Origin of the sequence: Amycolatopsis acididurans (assembly GCF_012328925.1) — a bacterium.
In the GTDB taxonomy this organism is placed as follows: domain Bacteria; phylum Actinomycetota; class Actinomycetes; order Mycobacteriales; family Pseudonocardiaceae; genus Amycolatopsis_E; species Amycolatopsis_E acididurans.
In genome coordinates this window covers 110,417-125,676 of sequence record NZ_JAAXLS010000009.1, presented here as the reverse complement: position 1 = coordinate 125,676, position 15,260 = coordinate 110,417, and the positions used below count along the sequence as shown (strand labels likewise).

At 67.3% G+C, this 15,260-nt stretch carries 16 protein-coding genes, 4 tRNA genes and 1 pseudogene; 15 read left to right on the top strand and 6 right to left on the bottom strand.

All coding sequences use genetic code 11. The annotated features are described in order from the left end of the window. Positions 1-118: 118 nt before the first annotated feature. From HFP15_RS16170 to HFP15_RS16110, 13 genes are all read left to right on the top strand, one after another. Positions 119-433, top strand: coding sequence for a hypothetical protein (locus HFP15_RS16170; RefSeq protein ID WP_210717333.1), 315 nt, complete (start codon positions 119-121; stop codon positions 431-433). Further along, positions 433-897: a Pycsar system effector family protein gene (locus HFP15_RS16165; protein ID WP_168516296.1), complete on the top strand. Its 465-nt coding sequence runs from the start codon at positions 433-435 to the stop codon at positions 895-897. Before HFP15_RS16170 ends, HFP15_RS16165 begins: the two co-directional genes overlap by 1 nt. A 129-nt stretch (positions 898-1,026) precedes the next feature. Beyond that, positions 1,027-1,239: a hypothetical protein gene (locus HFP15_RS16160; protein WP_168516295.1), complete on the top strand. Its 213-nt coding sequence runs from the start codon at positions 1,027-1,029 to the stop codon at positions 1,237-1,239. Beyond that, positions 1,239-1,688: an SsgA family sporulation/cell division regulator gene (locus HFP15_RS16155; RefSeq protein WP_168516293.1), complete on the top strand. Its 450-nt coding sequence runs from the start codon at positions 1,239-1,241 to the stop codon at positions 1,686-1,688. Before HFP15_RS16160 ends, HFP15_RS16155 begins: the two co-directional genes overlap by 1 nt. Then, a complete protein-coding gene (locus tag HFP15_RS16150; RefSeq protein ID WP_246271737.1) occupies positions 1,685-2,239 on the top strand; it encodes an RRQRL motif-containing zinc-binding protein in 555 nt (184 codons plus the stop codon). The genes HFP15_RS16155 and HFP15_RS16150 overlap by 4 nt, the downstream gene beginning before the upstream one ends. Continuing rightward, on the top strand, positions 2,239-2,553 hold the full coding sequence (locus tag HFP15_RS16145) for a hypothetical protein (RefSeq protein ID WP_168516291.1): 315 nt from the start codon (positions 2,239-2,241) through the stop codon (positions 2,551-2,553). The genes HFP15_RS16150 and HFP15_RS16145 overlap by 1 nt, the downstream gene beginning before the upstream one ends. Before the next feature lie 211 nt (positions 2,554-2,764). Continuing rightward, the gene (locus HFP15_RS16140; RefSeq protein ID WP_168516289.1) at positions 2,765-3,775 is read left to right on the top strand and encodes a hypothetical protein; all 1,011 of its coding nucleotides are present in this window, start codon (positions 2,765-2,767) and stop codon (positions 3,773-3,775) included. After that, positions 3,775-6,057, top strand: coding sequence for a P-loop NTPase family protein (locus HFP15_RS16135; RefSeq protein ID WP_246271736.1), 2,283 nt, complete (start codon positions 3,775-3,777; stop codon positions 6,055-6,057). Before HFP15_RS16140 ends, HFP15_RS16135 begins: the two co-directional genes overlap by 1 nt. A gap of 252 nt (positions 6,058-6,309) precedes the next feature. Next, positions 6,310-6,816, top strand: a complete 507-nt coding sequence (locus HFP15_RS16130) for a hypothetical protein (RefSeq protein ID WP_168516287.1) — start codon at positions 6,310-6,312, stop codon at positions 6,814-6,816. Continuing rightward, positions 6,816-8,126 carry a DNA cytosine methyltransferase gene (locus HFP15_RS16125; protein ID WP_168516285.1) on the top strand — a complete coding sequence of 437 codons (1,311 nt, stop codon included), beginning with the start codon at positions 6,816-6,818 and terminating at the stop codon, positions 8,124-8,126. The genes HFP15_RS16130 and HFP15_RS16125 overlap by 1 nt, the downstream gene beginning before the upstream one ends. Further along, positions 8,126-9,472 (top strand): DUF3987 domain-containing protein, encoded by a 1,347-nt coding sequence (locus HFP15_RS16120; RefSeq protein WP_168516283.1) that lies wholly within the window; start codon positions 8,126-8,128, stop codon positions 9,470-9,472. The genes HFP15_RS16125 and HFP15_RS16120 overlap by 1 nt, the downstream gene beginning before the upstream one ends. Before the next feature lie 180 nt (positions 9,473-9,652). Continuing rightward, positions 9,653-9,889 (top strand): helix-turn-helix domain-containing protein, encoded by a 237-nt coding sequence (locus HFP15_RS43500; protein WP_168516281.1) that lies wholly within the window; start codon positions 9,653-9,655, stop codon positions 9,887-9,889. A gap of 91 nt (positions 9,890-9,980) precedes the next feature. Further along, complete coding sequence (locus HFP15_RS16110) at positions 9,981-11,045, top strand: tyrosine-type recombinase/integrase (protein ID WP_246271735.1); 1,065 nt, start codon at positions 9,981-9,983, stop codon at positions 11,043-11,045. A 64-nt stretch (positions 11,046-11,109) separates the two neighbouring features. Here the strand turns inward: HFP15_RS16110 and HFP15_RS16105 are convergent. From HFP15_RS16105 to HFP15_RS16090, 4 genes are all read right to left on the bottom strand, one after another. After that, positions 11,110-11,184, bottom strand: a tRNA-Val gene (locus tag HFP15_RS16105). Between the two features lies 1 nt (position 11,185). Next, a tRNA-Cys gene (locus HFP15_RS16100) sits at positions 11,186-11,256 on the bottom strand. Between the two features lie 25 nt (positions 11,257-11,281). Next, positions 11,282-11,354, bottom strand: a tRNA-Gly gene (locus HFP15_RS16095). 111 nt (positions 11,355-11,465) lie between these two features. After that, complete coding sequence (locus HFP15_RS16090) at positions 11,466-11,891, bottom strand: SsgA family sporulation/cell division regulator (protein ID WP_168516277.1); 426 nt, start codon at positions 11,889-11,891, stop codon at positions 11,466-11,468. A gap of 389 nt (positions 11,892-12,280) precedes the next feature. Between HFP15_RS16090 and HFP15_RS16085 the strand changes: the two genes are divergently transcribed. Further along, positions 12,281-12,352 (top strand) — tRNA-Val (locus HFP15_RS16085). A gap of 351 nt (positions 12,353-12,703) precedes the next feature. Then, positions 12,704-13,023 (top strand): annotated as a pseudogene (locus tag HFP15_RS16080) (transposase); the annotation flags it as partial. A gap of 315 nt (positions 13,024-13,338) precedes the next feature. Here the strand turns inward: HFP15_RS16080 and HFP15_RS16075 are convergent. Continuing rightward, a complete protein-coding gene (locus tag HFP15_RS16075; RefSeq protein WP_168516273.1) occupies positions 13,339-14,208 on the bottom strand; it encodes an alpha/beta hydrolase in 870 nt (289 codons plus the stop codon). Further along, positions 14,205-15,251 (bottom strand): amidohydrolase family protein, encoded by a 1,047-nt coding sequence (locus HFP15_RS16070; protein ID WP_210717332.1) that lies wholly within the window; start codon positions 15,249-15,251, stop codon positions 14,205-14,207. Before HFP15_RS16070 ends, HFP15_RS16075 begins: the two co-directional genes overlap by 4 nt. Between the last annotated feature and the right edge of the window lie 9 nt (positions 15,252-15,260).

Below are 15,260 nucleotides of genomic sequence, written 5' to 3'. Positions count from 1 at the left end.
GCCGAGCATAGCGGGGGATGACCACTACTGACTTAGTTCACCCGGATAGCGGAGCGACATGATGACTCATTCTGACTTAAGTTAATATGCGTCATCATCAAGTTGAGACGAGGAGCCCATGAAGACCCCACGAATCACGAATCGACAGGCCCGCGCGGCGGTCGATCTGGCTTTTGACCAGGACATCTGGATGACCAACAAGGAGGAAGAAATGGCGGCCGAGGCTGCGGAGATCGATGCGCTTATTGATGAGGTTGACCGCGAGTTGGCGGCCGAGGCGCGCACGGCAGGACGACGCATTCTGCGTCCGTTCGCAGATGTGGAGCGGGCGCGTCGCGCCCAGCGTCGGGCGGTCCGCGACGCGTTGTCGCTGGTCGAGGCGAACGTGGTGCTAGCGCGCATTCACCGGTTCGACCAGGGGGAGGCCGCGTGATGAGCCAGTTTGTGGATGCTTCGCCGTTGGCGTTGCGGGCGCATGAGCAGGTACGGGACGAGCTGCGCCGGGTGGATACCAAGGCCACGACGTTGCTGTCGGTCGTGGGTGTCGCTCTGGCCGGGGTGGTGGCGCTGGCCAAGACCGGGATGCCTGCGGCTGCGCTGGCCGCGCTGTGGCTGGCCGCTGTGCCGATTTTCGGGGCGGTGCTGGTGCTGCTGGGCACGATCCGGCCGAAGCTGTGGCAGGTCCCGACGCCGGGCACGTGGTTGCACGCCACGTACGCCGGACCGGCGGTGCTGCTGGACGCCGGAACCTACGCCGCCGAGGTGGTCGCGGAGGACGTGTGCCTGCTCGGCGGGATCGCGGTGGACAAACACACCCGGCTCAAGCACGCGGTGAACCTGCTCATCGTGGGCGGCGCCGCGCTCGCGGTCGCGTTGGTCCTGTCCGTACTCGCCTGACAGGAGGCACGAATCATGACCCACTTTGTGATCACTGACCCCGGCGCGGCGGCTCACTCCGCCAAGAACGCGCACGCCGCGCCGGGACTCCCCATCCAGCCCGTATCTGACCATTCGGAGGAGGACCCCATGGTAGGCACCGATCCCTACCGGATGAACCGTGTCGTGGGTGATGCGATCACCGCGGCGCTGGCCGAGGCACGCGAGCAGTGGGCGTGTGAGCTGGAACGCCTGGCTTACCAGGCGTTCCAGGCGGGCGAGGGGACCGCCGCCGGACTCGCGGACGCCGTTGACCTGTTGCGTGGCAACGGAGTGCGCGTGGTGTTCGGGGGTGAGCGCTGATGCGGCCCCGGAGCCTGAACATCCCGTTGTGGGCGAAGCTGGAGGTCTGCTCGGGTGCGGTGATCGAGCTACGCCCGGTCAAGGTCAAGTTCCGTTACTCCGTGGATGACCCGTATGCGGTGCTGCTGGACTTCGCGGTTGGTGCCGAGCAGTGGGTGCGCTGGGAGCTGGCACGCGACCTGCTCACCACCGGCCTGTCGTTGCCCGCCGGACTCGGCACGGTGGCCGCCGGGGCGGGGGACGTGCTGATCGGTCCGGACGCGGAGCGGCCCTGGCGGTTCTGGATCACGGTGTCCTCACCGACCGGGTTGGCCCGGTTTTCCTTCCGCCGCAGGCCCGTGGCCGCCGCGTTGGCCAAGACCGAGGCGCTGGTGCCTCCGGGCGGCGAGTCGGCCCGGATCGACTGGGAGCGTGAGTTCGCGCTGCTGGCTGGGGGTGGTGCGGCATGAGTGGTCGTCAGTATCCCTGGGATCTGCGCCCGGTGCCGTGGTCGGAGCGGCCGGAGTTCACCCGCGGTCTGCTCGACGGGGTGACCCTGCTGTCCTACGGCATCGCCCCGCGGGACAAGCTGGCCACCCGCCGGCAGTTGCGCACGATGGGGCTGCGGCCGGGCGGGCAGTCCCCGGCAGCGGTCATGTATTTCCGGTGCCGCAAGGCCGCGAACAAGGTCTACGCCAACCTCTACCTGGTCGCCGAGGCGAAGCCGGTGCGGCCGATGACCCCGGCCCGCCGGGCGGCGCTGGAGAAGGCGATGACGGCGCGGCGGACGTGCCGGGAGTGCGGGGAGACCGGCTACGCCGAACTCCCGAAGGCGCACCGCACGTGCGAGCCGTGCCGCTACCGGCTGGGGATGCTCGCGGCGAATGACTACCTGCACGACTACCTGACTGGCACACCCGTCGCGACCGAGACCGATGTGTTGCCGCGCAACGTGATCCCGCTGCGGCCCGCACCGTCTCGCGTGGAGGGTGCCCGTCACTCGTGGAAGGGGGTGGCCTGATGTCTCACACCGTGCTCTACGTCCTGGGCACGCTGGCCGTGATCGGACTGTTCGCGACGTGGCGGTCGGGCCGCAAATCGGCTCTCAAGGCCCGCAAAGGTGTCCGTGAGGTCACCCGCATGACCGGCAACGCCCTGCGGACGCTGCTCACCGCGGCGGTGATCGTGGGCCTGCAATGGCTGGTCATCACGTTCTGGCACAACACCACCGTCCTGTTCATCGCGTTGATCGTGCCCGCGCTGTTCGCGGGGGCGGCGGTGGCGCGGCTGCTCGTGGTGACCGAGATCGTCACGACCACAAGGGGGCACCACTGATGGGTTCGTATTGCCGCTACTGCGGTCGCCGATGCTTCGTGCTCCGCGTGCTCCCAGCTGGCCATCGGTGCGGCGAGCTGTGTGCCATCGCTGCACACACGTGGTGCCTGGCCACCTGCCGCGACGGTGCGGAACACGACCGCAGCCGCACCGGTTTCGACCACAAAACCGCGATCAACCCCTACACCCGGCGCACCGGAGGTGACTCCGCATGACCAGCACCGAAACTGTTACGGCGCCTCAGGATGCGCGGCATGTGCCACTGTCAACAGCCGAGAAGCTCCGGCAGGACGCCGAGGCGGCCGCGCAGGTGCGGGCGCTGTCCAACCATCCGGACGTGATCGCGCTGCGGGTGGAGAAGGTCCGGTCCTTTGTGGATTCCCTGGTGTGGGTGGGGATCTTCCTGGGGCTGGCGTTCACGATGGTGAACGTCCAGACCTTCGCTGCGGCCGGGGCGCGGCCGTGGTCGCTGGCGTGGCTGGCGGCGTGGCTGCTGGACCCGATGGTCTCGCTCGTGCTGGTGGCGGTGCTGCGGGCGGAGCAGATCACCGCGCGGTATCAGGTGCAGACCGGGGTGTGGCCGCATCGGACGAAGTGGTTCGCGTTCCTGGCCACGTATGTGATGAATACGTGGCAGTCCTGGGCCGTGCTGCATCCGGCGGGGGTGGTGCTGCACTCGGTGCCGCCGGTGCTGGTGTTCCTTGCCGCTGAGACCGCCCCGGTGCTGCGGGACCGGCTCACCGAATCCGTCCATGCCGCCGCCGCTGACCGTGCTGATCGGGGTCGCGCTAGCGGGGTCTCGACCGGCGCGACACCTCCAGTGAACACTCCACCACACGCGCCTACAACCCCGTTCACAAATTACATGAATGTTGTTCAAGAGCCGGTGCCCGAGCGCGTTCACGACACCCCGCCCGCGCCCGTTCACGAACCGACCAGCCCACCCGTTCACCGGCCCACGCGGTCGAGCGTGTCCAAGCCCAAGGCGCGGGCGGGGGCAGGGCGGAAGCTGCTCGGCGATTACGTCGCCGAGGCCCGCGCGGCGTGGGCACCGGGCATTGAGATCACCCCGGCATGGGTGCGGCAGGTGGTGCCCGAGGTGTCGCGGGGGACCAGCAAGAACGTCGCCGACACCCTGCGCGCCGAGATCACCCCGGCACCAGTCCCGACGGTCCAGCCGAGTCCAGAACCCGAGTCCGCCCGTCGTGAGGAGGCCGCCTGATGTCCCTGCCCACCGAGCAGCCTGAGCCCGTCCGCCGCAGCAAGTCCGAGGAGCCCATGAATACCGGCGACCAGCAGCCCGTGAACAACCCGACTGGAGAGTCCGTGAACACCGACGAGACCGCGGTGAACGGCAACGTGGTGCCGTTCACGCTGCGCCCGGATAGCGCGGCGAGGCCGGAGGAGATCCCGTTTCAGGACCGCCGCGAACTCGGTACCGCGGCCGAGGTGATCGACGCCGAGATCGTGGACGACCAGCCCGCCGCCACGCGGGTGCCGGTGGATCCGCCGGATGCCTCGCGCAGCTGGTGGGAAACCATCGGAGATGCCACCGCGCGGCCATTGGTGGCCAAGTGGCTGACCTCCGCCGAGGAGTTCCGTTCCCGCGTGAAGTACCTGGTGCGCTACGCCGCCCACACCACCGCGTTTCACGCGTTGCGGGTGCCGGTGTACGTGCCGACCGCGTTCCTGCGCTCGTTCGGCGCGCTCGGGCGCCTGGTCGCCCGGCTGCACCGGTGGGTGTATGACGCGGAGTCCAAGCCGGTGCGCATGGCCGCCCGCGACCGCGCCGACGTGGGCGAGTACATGAAACTGCGCGAGGTCCGCAACGAGGCCGTGCGCAAGCGCATGTTGCCGGTGTGGCTGGGGCTGCTCGCCCTGATCGCCGTGGTGTACGTGTGCCTGTCCGTGCTGCCCACGTTCTGGAACTGGACCCTGCTCATCTCGGCGCTGTGCGCGCTGGGCTGGTGGGGTGCCCCCGCCGACAAGCCCGTCGCGGGGCGCGCGGTGGACGCGGCCAAGACCCCGAAACTCACCTCGCAGATGGTCGAGGACGCCCTGTGCTCGCTCGGGATCGGGGCGCTGAATCAGGCCTACACCAAGGGCAAGCGCATCGAGTTCCCCTCGCCGATTGCCCGCGACGGGGACGGGTGGCGCGCCGATGTCAACCTGCCGCTCGGCGTGACCGCCGGCGATGTCATCGCCAAGCGGGAGGAGCTGTCGTCGGCGTTGCGCCGCCAGATCGGCTGTGTGTGGCCCGAAGGTGACGGCAAGGTCCACGAAGGACGGTTGGTGCTTTGGGTCGGCGACAAGGACATGTCCAAGTCCCGTCAGCCGAACTGGCCGCTGGCCAAGCCCGGCGCGGTGGTGGACCTGTTCAAGCCGCAACCGTTCGGCACCGACCAGCGCGGCCGGTGGGTGCCGGTCACGCTGATGTTCGTCTCCGCCGTGATCGGGGCGGTGCCGCGAATGGGGAAGACCGTTTCCCTGCGGGAACTGCTGCTCATCGCGATTTTGGACCCGCGCGCCATCGTCTACGCCTACGACCTCAAAGGCACCGGCGACCTCTCACCCATCGCGCCCTGCGCGCACGCCTACGGCGTCGGTGATGACCCGGAGGACATCGACGTGATGCTGGCCGAGATGCGCAAGCTGCGCATCGAAATGCGGCGCCGCACCAAGGTGATCCGGTCCCTGCCCGAGTCGGTGTGCCCGGACAACAAGGTCACCCCCGAGCTGGCCGCCCGCACCGACCTCGGGCTGGCGCCGATCGTGGTCGGGGTGGACGAGTGCCAGGTGTGGTTCGAACACCCCAAGCACGGCAAGGAATTCGAGGAGATCTGCACCGACCTGGTCAAGCGCGGCCCCGCGCTGGGCATCACGCTGATCCTGGCCACCCAGCGGCCGGACGCGAAGTCCCTGCCCACCGGCATCGCCGACAACGCCATCCTGCGCTACTGCCTCAAGGTCCTGGGCCAGACCGCGAACGACATGGTGCTGGGCACCTCGCAGTACAAAAACGGTGTCCGGGCAACGATGTTCGCCCGCACCGACCGCGGCATCGGCTACCTCGTCGGCGAAGGGGAGGACGCCCAGATCGTGCGCTCGGTGTACAAGGATGCCACCGACGCCAAGAAAATCGCCGCCGGTGCCCGCCGCCGCCGCGAGGAAGCAGGCAACATCACCGGCTACGCCGCCGGGGAAACCGTCGACATCGAGGCCGCCCGGCTGGACCCGCTCGCCGACACCCTGGCCGTGTTCGAGCGCGGCGAGGACAAGCTGTGGTCCGAAGTGATCGTCTCCCGCCTCGCCGAGCTGCGGCCTGCCCAGTACGGCAACTGGACCGCCGCCAACCTCGCCACCGCCCTCAAGCCCTACGGCGTCAAACCGCGGCAGGTGTGGTCCACCGACCCCGCCACCGGCAAGGGCAACAACCGCAACGGCTACAGCCGCGAGGCCTTGAACCAGGTCCGCAGCACCACCACCAAAAACAACGGAGCGTAACCATCGGTGGGCTAGGGGCGGCCCGCGATCTAGACCGGGCCGCCCCTAGACCTAGACCCCCACCCTAGACACCCACAACCCCGCTGACCAGCACCCTAGCCGCCTAGACCACCCGCACGCTGACCAGCGCAAACACCGCCACACCCCGGCTAGCGGCACCACGGCACCGCCCCTAGCCCTCACCAACCACGCCCAGCAGTCGCCACAGACAGTAACCGCTCCTGCAAGTCGCACGATCTTGGAAGGTGCTCGATGGACACCGCCACCGCCGCGCTGATCGACCCGGAACGCCAGCTCCTCGGCTGTCTCCTGCAACTCCCCACCGGCCCCGCCCGGCGCGTACTCGCCGAAATGCACGCCAACGACCTCGCCGACCCCGAGGCCGCCCACGTGCTCGGCTTGGCCATCGAGGTCCTCGCCCGCGACCAGGACCCCGCCCCCGTCGTGCTCTACACCCACGCCGTCACCACCGGGCAGGCACCGGGACGCACCCGGCGGGAAGCACTCGCGCAGTGGTTGTTCGACACCTACCGCGACGCCCCACCCGCAGCCCTGGCCGAGCACCTCAAAGCCGCCGTGCTGGAAGCCGCCTGGCGCCGCGCCCTGACCGCGCACGCCGACCGGCTCCGTCAGGCCGCCGACACCGCACCCACCGACCTGCTGCGCGAGCTGGCCGACGACACCGGCGCCATCGACGACCTGTGGCGCCGCTACCGCGCCGCCGCCGAGCCCACAACCCGCCTGGAGGTGGCCGCCTGATGAGCAGCACCGAGCACATCGTAGAAGGTTTCGCCGGTCCGGGCGGCTGGTCCCATGGCCTGCGTCTCGCGGGGTACCGGGGCCGGGTGAGCGCGTTCGAGATCGACGCCAACGCCTGCGCCACCGCCCGCGCCGCCGGACACCACCGCACCCGCGCCGACGTCGCCGCCCTCGACCCCGCCGCGCTGGGGCCGGTGACCGGAGTGGTCATGTCCCCGCCGTGCCAGGCCTTCTCCACCGCGGGCAAGCGGGCCGGGGAGCGGGACAAGCCCGCCGTGTTCGCCCGCATGACCGCCTTCGCCCGCGGCCGCACCCCGCGCGAGCACGGCTGGGCCGACGAACGCTCCAAGCTCACCGCCGAACCCCTGCGCTACGTCCACGCGCTCCGGCCCCGCTGGGTCGCCCTGGAACAGGTTCCGCCCGTGCTGCCGCTGTGGCGGCACGCCGCGCAACTCCTGCGCGAGCTGGGCTACCGGGCGTGGTGCGGCATCCTGGCCGCCGAGTGCTACGGCGTACCGCAGACCCGCCGCCGGGCGATCCTCATCGCCCGCCGTGACGGCCTGCCGGTCGAGCCGCCGGCGCCGACGCACCAGGAGTACCGCAGCGGCCATGTCGCCGAGACCGAGCCCGACCTGTTCGGCGACCCGCTCCCGGCCCCGGTGTCGATGGCCGACGCGCTCGGGTGGGGTCTGCCCGTGCGTCCGGCCTGGACCGTGACCGCGGGCGGCACCGACAGCGGCGGCGCGGAGGTGTTCGGCAACCACGCCGCCCGCCAGCACCTGCACCAGGTCACGGTGTCCACCGGCAACAACAGCCGCGTCGGCCGAGGCCGCACCGTCCCGTACGAACGGGGCTGCGCCGCGCCCTCGCCCACGCTCACCGGCAACGTCGCGGCGTGGGCGCTGCGCTCGAACTACAGCGACGGCGGCGACGCGGGCACCCGCACCATCCGCGAACCCGGCGAACCGGCGACCACGATCACCGGCAAGGTCGGGCACTGGGTGATGCGCAACGGCAGCCAGGACAACGCCTGCGCACGCACCCTCGATGAGCCCGCCGGCACCGTGTTCTTCGGCCAGCGCGCCAACGCCGTGGAGTTCGTGGAGTTCGACGGGCAGGGCCGCCGCCGTGTCACCGTCGCCGAAGCCGGTCTCCTGCAAGGCTTCCCACCTGACTACCCCTGGCAGGGCACCAAATCCGCCCAATACCGCCAAGTCGGCGACGCCGTCCCGCCACCGCTCGCGGCCGCGATCCTCGCCCCGCTCATTGGCCACCAACCCCAGACCACCCCTACGGAGGAGGCCGCCTGATGTCACACCCCGCTCGCACGCTGCGCGCCCTGCCCACCATCGCCGCGTCGGCGACCACGGATGTCGCCGAAGCCGAGGCAATCACCCAGGTGGCGCAGGCCCGTGCGGAATTGCCGACGTTAGATGAGACCGCGCTTGACTGCTATCTCGGCCACCTCGTGTCGAAGCTGGATGCTACTACTGAGGCGGACCCGGTTGCGGTGCTGGCGTCGCTGCTGTGTGCCGCCGGGGTGCATCTGGGGCAGGGGCCGCACGTGCGGGCCGGAGACGACCCTCATCCGCTGCTGGTGTGGCCGCTCATCGTGGGCCGCACTTCCTCCGGCCGCAAGGGGACTTCGTGGTCCACTGCGCGGCGCCTGCTCGACGCGGCCGACACGGAGTTCAACCGCGCCAACATCAAGTCCGGTTTGTCCTCCGGAGAGGGGCTGGCCGAAAGGTTCGCTATTAAGGAAGACGAGGACCCGGCCGATGCGGAGGGGCGGGACCTGCGTTTGATGGTGATGGAGGCCGAGTGGGGCGGCGTGATGGCCAAGATGCGCCGCGAGGGCAACAGTCTGTCCGCTATCCTCCGCTCCGCCTGGGAGGGCGGGGACCTATCCACCCTCACTGTCACCGCCCGCGTCGCCCCAAACTCCCACGTCGGCATCCTGGCCCACATCACACCTCAAGAGTTCCGCGCGAAGGTCTCCGATTCCGACCTTGCGGGCGGGACGTACAACCGCTTCCTGCCGCTGGCTGTGGCGCGGTCGAAGTTTCTGCCGTTCAGCCAGGGCGCTGACCCCGACGTGTTGCGCCAGCTCGGCGGCGAGCTGGCGGACCGGCTGGCCGCAGGGGCCAAGCTCGGCACGCTTGGCTTCACCGGCGAGGCCGCCGAGTTGTGGCGGGCGCTCTACATCCGTTTCAGCACCGACACCAATGAACGACCCCAAGTGGAGCAATTCATCTCGCGCGCCGTGCCGAACTGCCTGCGGATCGCTGCCATCCACGCCGCCCTCGACGGCGAGCCGGTCATCCACCCCGCGCACCTGCACGCCGCTGCTGCGCTGGTGCGGTACTCCATCGACACCGCGCGCGCGATCTTCACCGACACGCAGACCCCGGCGCGGTTGGTTGCGTGGATAGCCGAAGCTGGACCGGGCGGGCGCACCAAGAAAGAGATCACTACCGGGTTCTTTGGTGGGCACACCAAGGCCCAACAGATCAATGCGATGCTCGCCCAGCTCGCCGACGCCAGGCTGATCAACCGCGCTACGCGGCCCCGCGCCGATGGCAAGCCTGGTCGCGGTACGGAGATCTACACCGCCCGCGCCCCTGACGGCGCGAATACAGCGAACTTGCGAACTTAGCCGCTGACCAGGCCAAAGGTGTAGGCCTAAGTTCGCGCCCGCGAAGTTTGGTCTCAGCAAAGCCGCTGCTCAGGCCCAAAATTCGCAAGTTCGCCAACTTCGCTGCCCAACCCGACACCGATAGGAGGACCGGATGGACGTCGCCTGCCACCGATACTGCGATGCCAGGGAGACGCGAAAATGGAAACCGCAGGGACGCCGAATTTCGAGGCGCTACCTCAGCGACATCTGTACCGGATTCCGGAGGCTATGAAGCTTCTCTCAATGAGCCGCTCTGTCATCTATGAACAAATTCGAGCTGGTCGCCTATTAACAGTCAAGCAAGGACGCGCGCGGCTAGTCCCATTGCAGGCAATTAATGAATACGTAGAACTGCTAATGAGGGAAGCGGGGGAGTGCATTGACCAAGCGGCGTAGTCGAGGCGACGGGGGACTTTCCTGGGATCAGACGCGGCAACGGTGGGTTGCAGCGATCACGATCGGATACACCCCCGCTGGGAAACGGATCATGCGTCGGCGTAGCGCGCGCACGAAGACCGAGGCCCGGAATCTACTGGACAACCTTCGGCGCGAGCACGCAGACGGGTTGCTGACGGAGGCTGTCAATTTCACAGTTACCGACGCTGTTGATGACTGGCTCGCGTATGGACTCGTGGGGCGTGCGGACAGCACGAAAGAAAATCGCCGAACCATGGTTGAAACACATATCAAGCCTTTTCTCGGAGCCAGGAAGCTACAAGAGTTGACGGCAGAGGAGGTGGACAAATGGCTCGCTGACCGCGCGAATGTGTTGAGTACGTCGACGCTCCAGCGAGTTCGCTCGCTCCTTTCGCAGGTCATTTCTCGTGCCCAGGCGCGCGATAAGGTGAAGCGCAATGTCGTGCTGCTCTGTGCTTGCCCGACTGGACTCGGAGGGCGACCGTCGAAAGCCCTGACAATGGCGCAAGCGGAATCGCTTCTTGGAGCCGCCATGAGGTTCCGGACACCCGCGATTCGGGCCTACGTGGTCGTTTCATTGCTGACCGGGGCGAGGACCGAAGAGATGCGCGCGTTGACTTGGGCGAACGTCGACCTAACTGGGACCCCAGAGGGGGACCCGCCCGTTTTGCCGAGCATTCGAGTCTGGCGGTCGGTGCGCGCGACCGGTGACATGAAGACCCGGCTTTCGCGCCGCACGCTCGCAATGCCGAAGCGGTGCGTCGATGTGCTCACCGCACAGTGCACGGCTCAGGCCAAGGCGAGGGAACGGGCGGGCACACAGTGGGAAGACAAGGACCTTGTCTTCAGCACGCGCACAGGCGGCGAGCTGGCGGCTGGAAACGTCCGCCGGGCGTTCCGTCTCATCGCCAAGGAGGCTGGGCTCGAACCGGGGGAGTGGACGCCCCGGGAGCTACGGCACAGCTTCGTGTCCCTGCTGTCGGACAGCGGCGTCCCGATCGAGCAGATATCGCGCCTCGTCGGGCACAAGGGGACGGCCGTCACGGAGATGATCTACAGGCATCAGATCACGCCGGTGATGGTCGAGGGAGCAACGGCGATGGATGGTCTTTTCCCTACGGAGCGCGAGGCGTAGGTACTCAGTTAGGTACTCATCAGCAATAAGCCCCCGTTCCGAGGCTTCGGAATGGGGGCTGAGCTGGTGCGCGATACTGGGATTGAACCAGTGACCTCTACCGTGTCAAGGTAGCGCTCTCCCGCTGAGCTAATCGCGCGAGGTGGAGACGGGATTCGAACCCGTGTACACGGCTTTGCAGGCCGTTGCCTCGCCTCTCGGCCACTCCACCGTACGGGCCCGAGTGGGCTCCTCCGAGCGGACGACGGGATTCGAACCCGCGACCCTCACCTTGGCAAGGTGATGCGCTACCAGCTGCGCTACGTCCGCGTTACCGCTCGACTCCGAGGTGTTTACCCTGTCGTCGTGGTGTGGCAAAACCATATCCGACGCCGGAAACGGCGATCACAGGGGGGTGCCCTTTACCGTCGCTGGGTGTCATCAGCCCAGATCGTGGGGGATGAGGTGGGTCAGCGCGTCATCGACGTCGACCCACAGATGCTCGTTGCCGGGCAGCACGACGTCGTAGGTCTTGTCGAGGAAGTCGGCGAGCTCCTGTGCCGAGGCCTCGAACATGGCGTGGCCGGACGGCGAGTTCAGCTCGATCAGCACGGATTCGGGGTCTTCCACCGAGGGGCGGATGCGGACGTCGCCGTCGCCGGCCTCGGCCAGCAGGCCGTCCGCGAGCAGGTCCCGGGCGTAGACCCACTCGACCCAGCCCGCGCGGCCGGTGCGGAAGGCCGCGACGACCGCGTACGGGTCGCGAGTGTCGTACCGCAGCTCCACCTTCACGGGGACCGCGGGTGTCCTGGGCGCCAGCAGGTCGAACACCGCCGTCGAGCGGAGCGTCACGTGATCGTTACGCATCGTCTTACCTTTCGTCTCCCTCCACGGCCCGCTCGGCCGGGTACTGCTGGTGTGACGCGCCGGGGCGCCGATTCGCTCGCGACCGGGCCCGAAATCACCCGGACGAGTTCATCCCGCCGTCGCGTCTCCATCATCACCCGTGGCCCACGTGCCTCGGTGTCCGGCCTCGTGATCGTCCACCTCGTACATACTGCTCGGTCAAGTCCGCGATTAACAGCGTTGCGTTTGCAATGTCGCAGGTGACGTGGCTCGCTGCCCGGCCTGGACAACCCTGATTACCACCCGGTTGTTCGCTCCGTGCCCGCTCGGATGCGCACCGTGCGCCCCAAAGACCACCCGTTTGTCAGAGCCCAAACGGCGTCCGCTAGAGTTCTACTCACACCGCACGGGGGCGATTAGCTCAGCGGGAGAGCGCTTCGTTCACACCGAAGAGGTCACTGGTTCGATCCCAGTATCGCCCACCCCGTATCTATGCTGGTCAAACGGCCTGCCGACGATCTTGGTCGGTGGGCCGTTTGTGTGTTCGGGGAGCAGTTGGGGAGCACGGTGTGCTGACCACAATTCCCGGTCCGAAGAGTTCATGCGGCTTCCTGGTCTGGACCTGGGGTTTCTTCCCAGGTCCAGGTGAAATGTTGCTCCCAGCGTTGTTGCAGGGCGTTTCGTAACTGGTCAACCATCAGGTCGGTTTCATGTGAGTAAAGATCGTCGGTGTCTTTGCCGCGGTGTCCCAGGCGGAGCAGCCGCACGATGCGGGGTACGCCGTCTGGTTCGCCCTGGATTTCGTTCCGGACTCTTTGCCAGGATTGGGAACGATGCCGAAGAAGTACTCCTCCGAGATGCGTGAGCGGGCGTTGCGGATGCTCGCTGAGGGGCTGCCGGACCACCCCAACCAGATGGCTGCGATCCGTCCCGTCGCGGATCTGCTGGGGGTCAACAGCGAGACGTTGCGGGTGTGGCTGCGCTGTTCCGAGGTCGAGGCCGGCCAGCGGCCGGGCGTGACCACCGATGCCGCGGAGGAGATCAAGCGGCTCAAGCGTGAGAACGCCGAGCTGCGGCGGGCGAATGAGATCTTGAAGTCGGCGTCGGTGTTTTTCGCCAAGGAGCTCGACCGTCCCACGACGAAGTGATCCGGTGCGATCAAACCAGAGATCGCGCGGCTGCACGAGGAGAACTACGGCGTGTCCGGGGTCCGGAAGATGCATGACGTGGGCACGGCTCTGGTTACGAATCTTGGCACCGACATGGTGTCCTTCACCGGGCACCGCGACACCGACCGATCATGGCGGGCCAGCCATATCGATCATGCCCATCGACTCGTTCGCACGCCTGTCACGGCGGCCACAAGAAGTCCGGTTCCGGTGGCGAGGATGGCAAGCACGGGATGCTCAAGTACACCCGGTTGAAGGTCGTCTACCACAATTGGTGGCAAACCGGGACGCGGCTTTCCTCAGCGCGACAGGAGGTCTGCGGTGAACCACTGTGTCGTGAGGTCGACGGTCTCGTGCAGGTGGTGGTCGAAGAACTCGAAGTGGGTTTGCGGAAACTCCACGATCTCCACGCCGGAAATCGGTTCGAGTGCCTTGCGCGCTGCAGCGGCGGGGGTGATTCCGTCGTCGACGGCGAGCACCGCGTGAACCGGCGTGGAAATGTCGAACACGTCGGTAGCGGGGTGGTAGTTGGCAACGTTCCACAGAGAGGCCAGGGTGACCACATTGCGGAAGGTCGGCGCGTCTGCTGCCATTCGTCCGACCCATTCCCATGCGCCGTCGCTGTTCATGGCGGCGAGCTCACCGGGCTTTCCGCTGTTGGCGATCATCTGCGGCGGCTCACCCGATGCCATGCGCGTGGCAGCCTCCTCGGCAGCGGTGAGCAATTCGGCCGGCTGTGCCGAAACATCCAGGCCGGTGAACGGGATGAGGACGACGGTGGAGCGCACCCGGGCGTCGGTCGCGGCCACGGCCAGCGCGTGCCCGCCGGACATGCTGGTGCCGAACACGCCCAGCCGCCCCGGAGCGATGCCGGGACAAGCGATGAGGTAATCCAATGCGTCCCGGTACCCTTGCTGCTGGGCGTCGAGGTCCAAATGCTGGCGTGGTTGCCCCTCGCTGCTGCCGAAGCCCGCGTAGTCGAACGCAAGCACTGCGATCCCAGCCCGATTCAGTGCCTTCGCATAGGACGGGATCAGCATTTCCTTGACACCGCCGAATCCCGGACCGTAGACGACCGCGGGCACCGGTGCGGTGGCGTCGTCCGGCAGGTGGAGATCGCCCTTCAGTCGAACGCCGCCCGAAGCGAAATCGATGGTCCGTGTGCTCATTGTCCGCTCCATTGCTGACCGTGCCGTGCTCCGGACGAATTCCTGACAGCGCTCCCGATGCCGGGTGTGCAGTTGCATTCGAATAGTTTCCCGGCATTCCGCGAAGTCGTTTCTCGCCAGTCCGCGAGGTGCGTCTCCATAAGCTTGTCGATGACGTCGAGACGCAAGCGAGTGGGTTCTGGCGGCGTCCAGCAGTAGTCGCTGCCGAAGAGGATCTTGTCGGGTCCGGTGATCGAGTTCAGTGCGGCGACGTGCTCAGGGCCGATGTTGCTGGCCAGGTCGAAGTAGAAGTCACCGAGCAGCTCCTGCACCGTCCGGCTCTGAGCCCGTCCGCCTCCTTGCAGGAATGCCTCGACGCGCATCGTAAGTAAGGGAATCACGCCGCCCATGTGGGGAATGATCAGTTTGATGTTGCTGAACTCGTCGGTGAAACCGTTGGCGACGTAGGAGACGACTGCCCGCGCGGTGTCGAAAAAGAACTCGATCATCGGCCGTGGCCAGCCCTGATCGACGAGCTGGTATCCCGGTGGAGACGTCGGATGAAGGAAGACCACGGCGTTGCGCCGATCGAGCTCTTCGAGGATCGGACGACTGGCGAGGCTGCCGAAATACGTTCCATTCGCATTCGACATGACGATGACGCCGTCCGCGTCGAGGTCGTCGAAGGCTCGGGTGAGTTCGTCGAGCGTCCCGTCGACATCGGGCATCGGAAGGCTGGCGAACAGCCCGAACCGCTCCGGGTAGGTCGCTTTGGCGTCGGCGCCTGCGTCGTTCACCCGCCGCGCCAGCTCGTGAGCGGCGGCGTCGTCGCCGAAGTGGACCCCCGGGGAGGACATCGACAGGTAGGACTTGCCGATACCGCATCGGTCCATCAGCTCGACATGCGCTTCGGGTGTCCATGAAGGCCAGTATCCAGCAGGCATGCCATCGGGCATCGCGTGTCCAGCAGCCTTGGCGTCGGCGATGTAGTCAGCGGTCGTATAGTGCGCGTGGACGTCGACCAACGGTACTTCGGACATCAGAACCTCGTTCTCTTCAGCCATACATACTGG

Bases quoted from the DNA above. Each gene is read 5' to 3' on its own strand.
- HFP15_RS16170 (WP_210717333.1), top strand. From the start codon at position 119: ATGAAGACCCCACGAATCACGAATCGACAGGCCCGCGCGGCGGTCGAT.
- HFP15_RS16165 (WP_168516296.1), top strand. From the start codon at position 433: ATGAGCCAGTTTGTGGATGCTTCGCCGTTGGCGTTGCGGGCGCATGAG.
- HFP15_RS16160 (WP_168516295.1), top strand. From the start codon at position 1,027: ATGGTAGGCACCGATCCCTACCGGATGAACCGTGTCGTGGGTGATGCG.
- HFP15_RS16155 (WP_168516293.1), top strand. From the start codon at position 1,239: ATGCGGCCCCGGAGCCTGAACATCCCGTTGTGGGCGAAGCTGGAGGTC.
- HFP15_RS16150 (WP_246271737.1), top strand. From the start codon at position 1,685: ATGAGTGGTCGTCAGTATCCCTGGGATCTGCGCCCGGTGCCGTGGTCG.
- HFP15_RS16145 (WP_168516291.1), top strand. From the start codon at position 2,239: ATGTCTCACACCGTGCTCTACGTCCTGGGCACGCTGGCCGTGATCGGA.
- HFP15_RS16140 (WP_168516289.1), top strand. From the start codon at position 2,765: ATGACCAGCACCGAAACTGTTACGGCGCCTCAGGATGCGCGGCATGTG.
- HFP15_RS16135 (WP_246271736.1), top strand. From the start codon at position 3,775: ATGTCCCTGCCCACCGAGCAGCCTGAGCCCGTCCGCCGCAGCAAGTCC.
- HFP15_RS16130 (WP_168516287.1), top strand. From the start codon at position 6,310: ATGGACACCGCCACCGCCGCGCTGATCGACCCGGAACGCCAGCTCCTC.
- HFP15_RS16125 (WP_168516285.1), top strand. From the start codon at position 6,816: ATGAGCAGCACCGAGCACATCGTAGAAGGTTTCGCCGGTCCGGGCGGC.
- HFP15_RS16120 (WP_168516283.1), top strand. From the start codon at position 8,126: ATGTCACACCCCGCTCGCACGCTGCGCGCCCTGCCCACCATCGCCGCG.
- HFP15_RS43500 (WP_168516281.1), top strand. From the start codon at position 9,653: ATGGAAACCGCAGGGACGCCGAATTTCGAGGCGCTACCTCAGCGACAT.
- HFP15_RS16110 (WP_246271735.1), top strand. From the start codon at position 9,981: ATGCGTCGGCGTAGCGCGCGCACGAAGACCGAGGCCCGGAATCTACTG.
- HFP15_RS16090 (WP_168516277.1), bottom strand. From the start codon at position 11,891: ATGCGTAACGATCACGTGACGCTCCGCTCGACGGCGGTGTTCGACCTG.
- HFP15_RS16075 (WP_168516273.1), bottom strand. From the start codon at position 14,208: ATGAGCACACGGACCATCGATTTCGCTTCGGGCGGCGTTCGACTGAAG.
- HFP15_RS16070 (WP_210717332.1), bottom strand. From the start codon at position 15,251: ATGGCTGAAGAGAACGAGGTTCTGATGTCCGAAGTACCGTTGGTCGAC.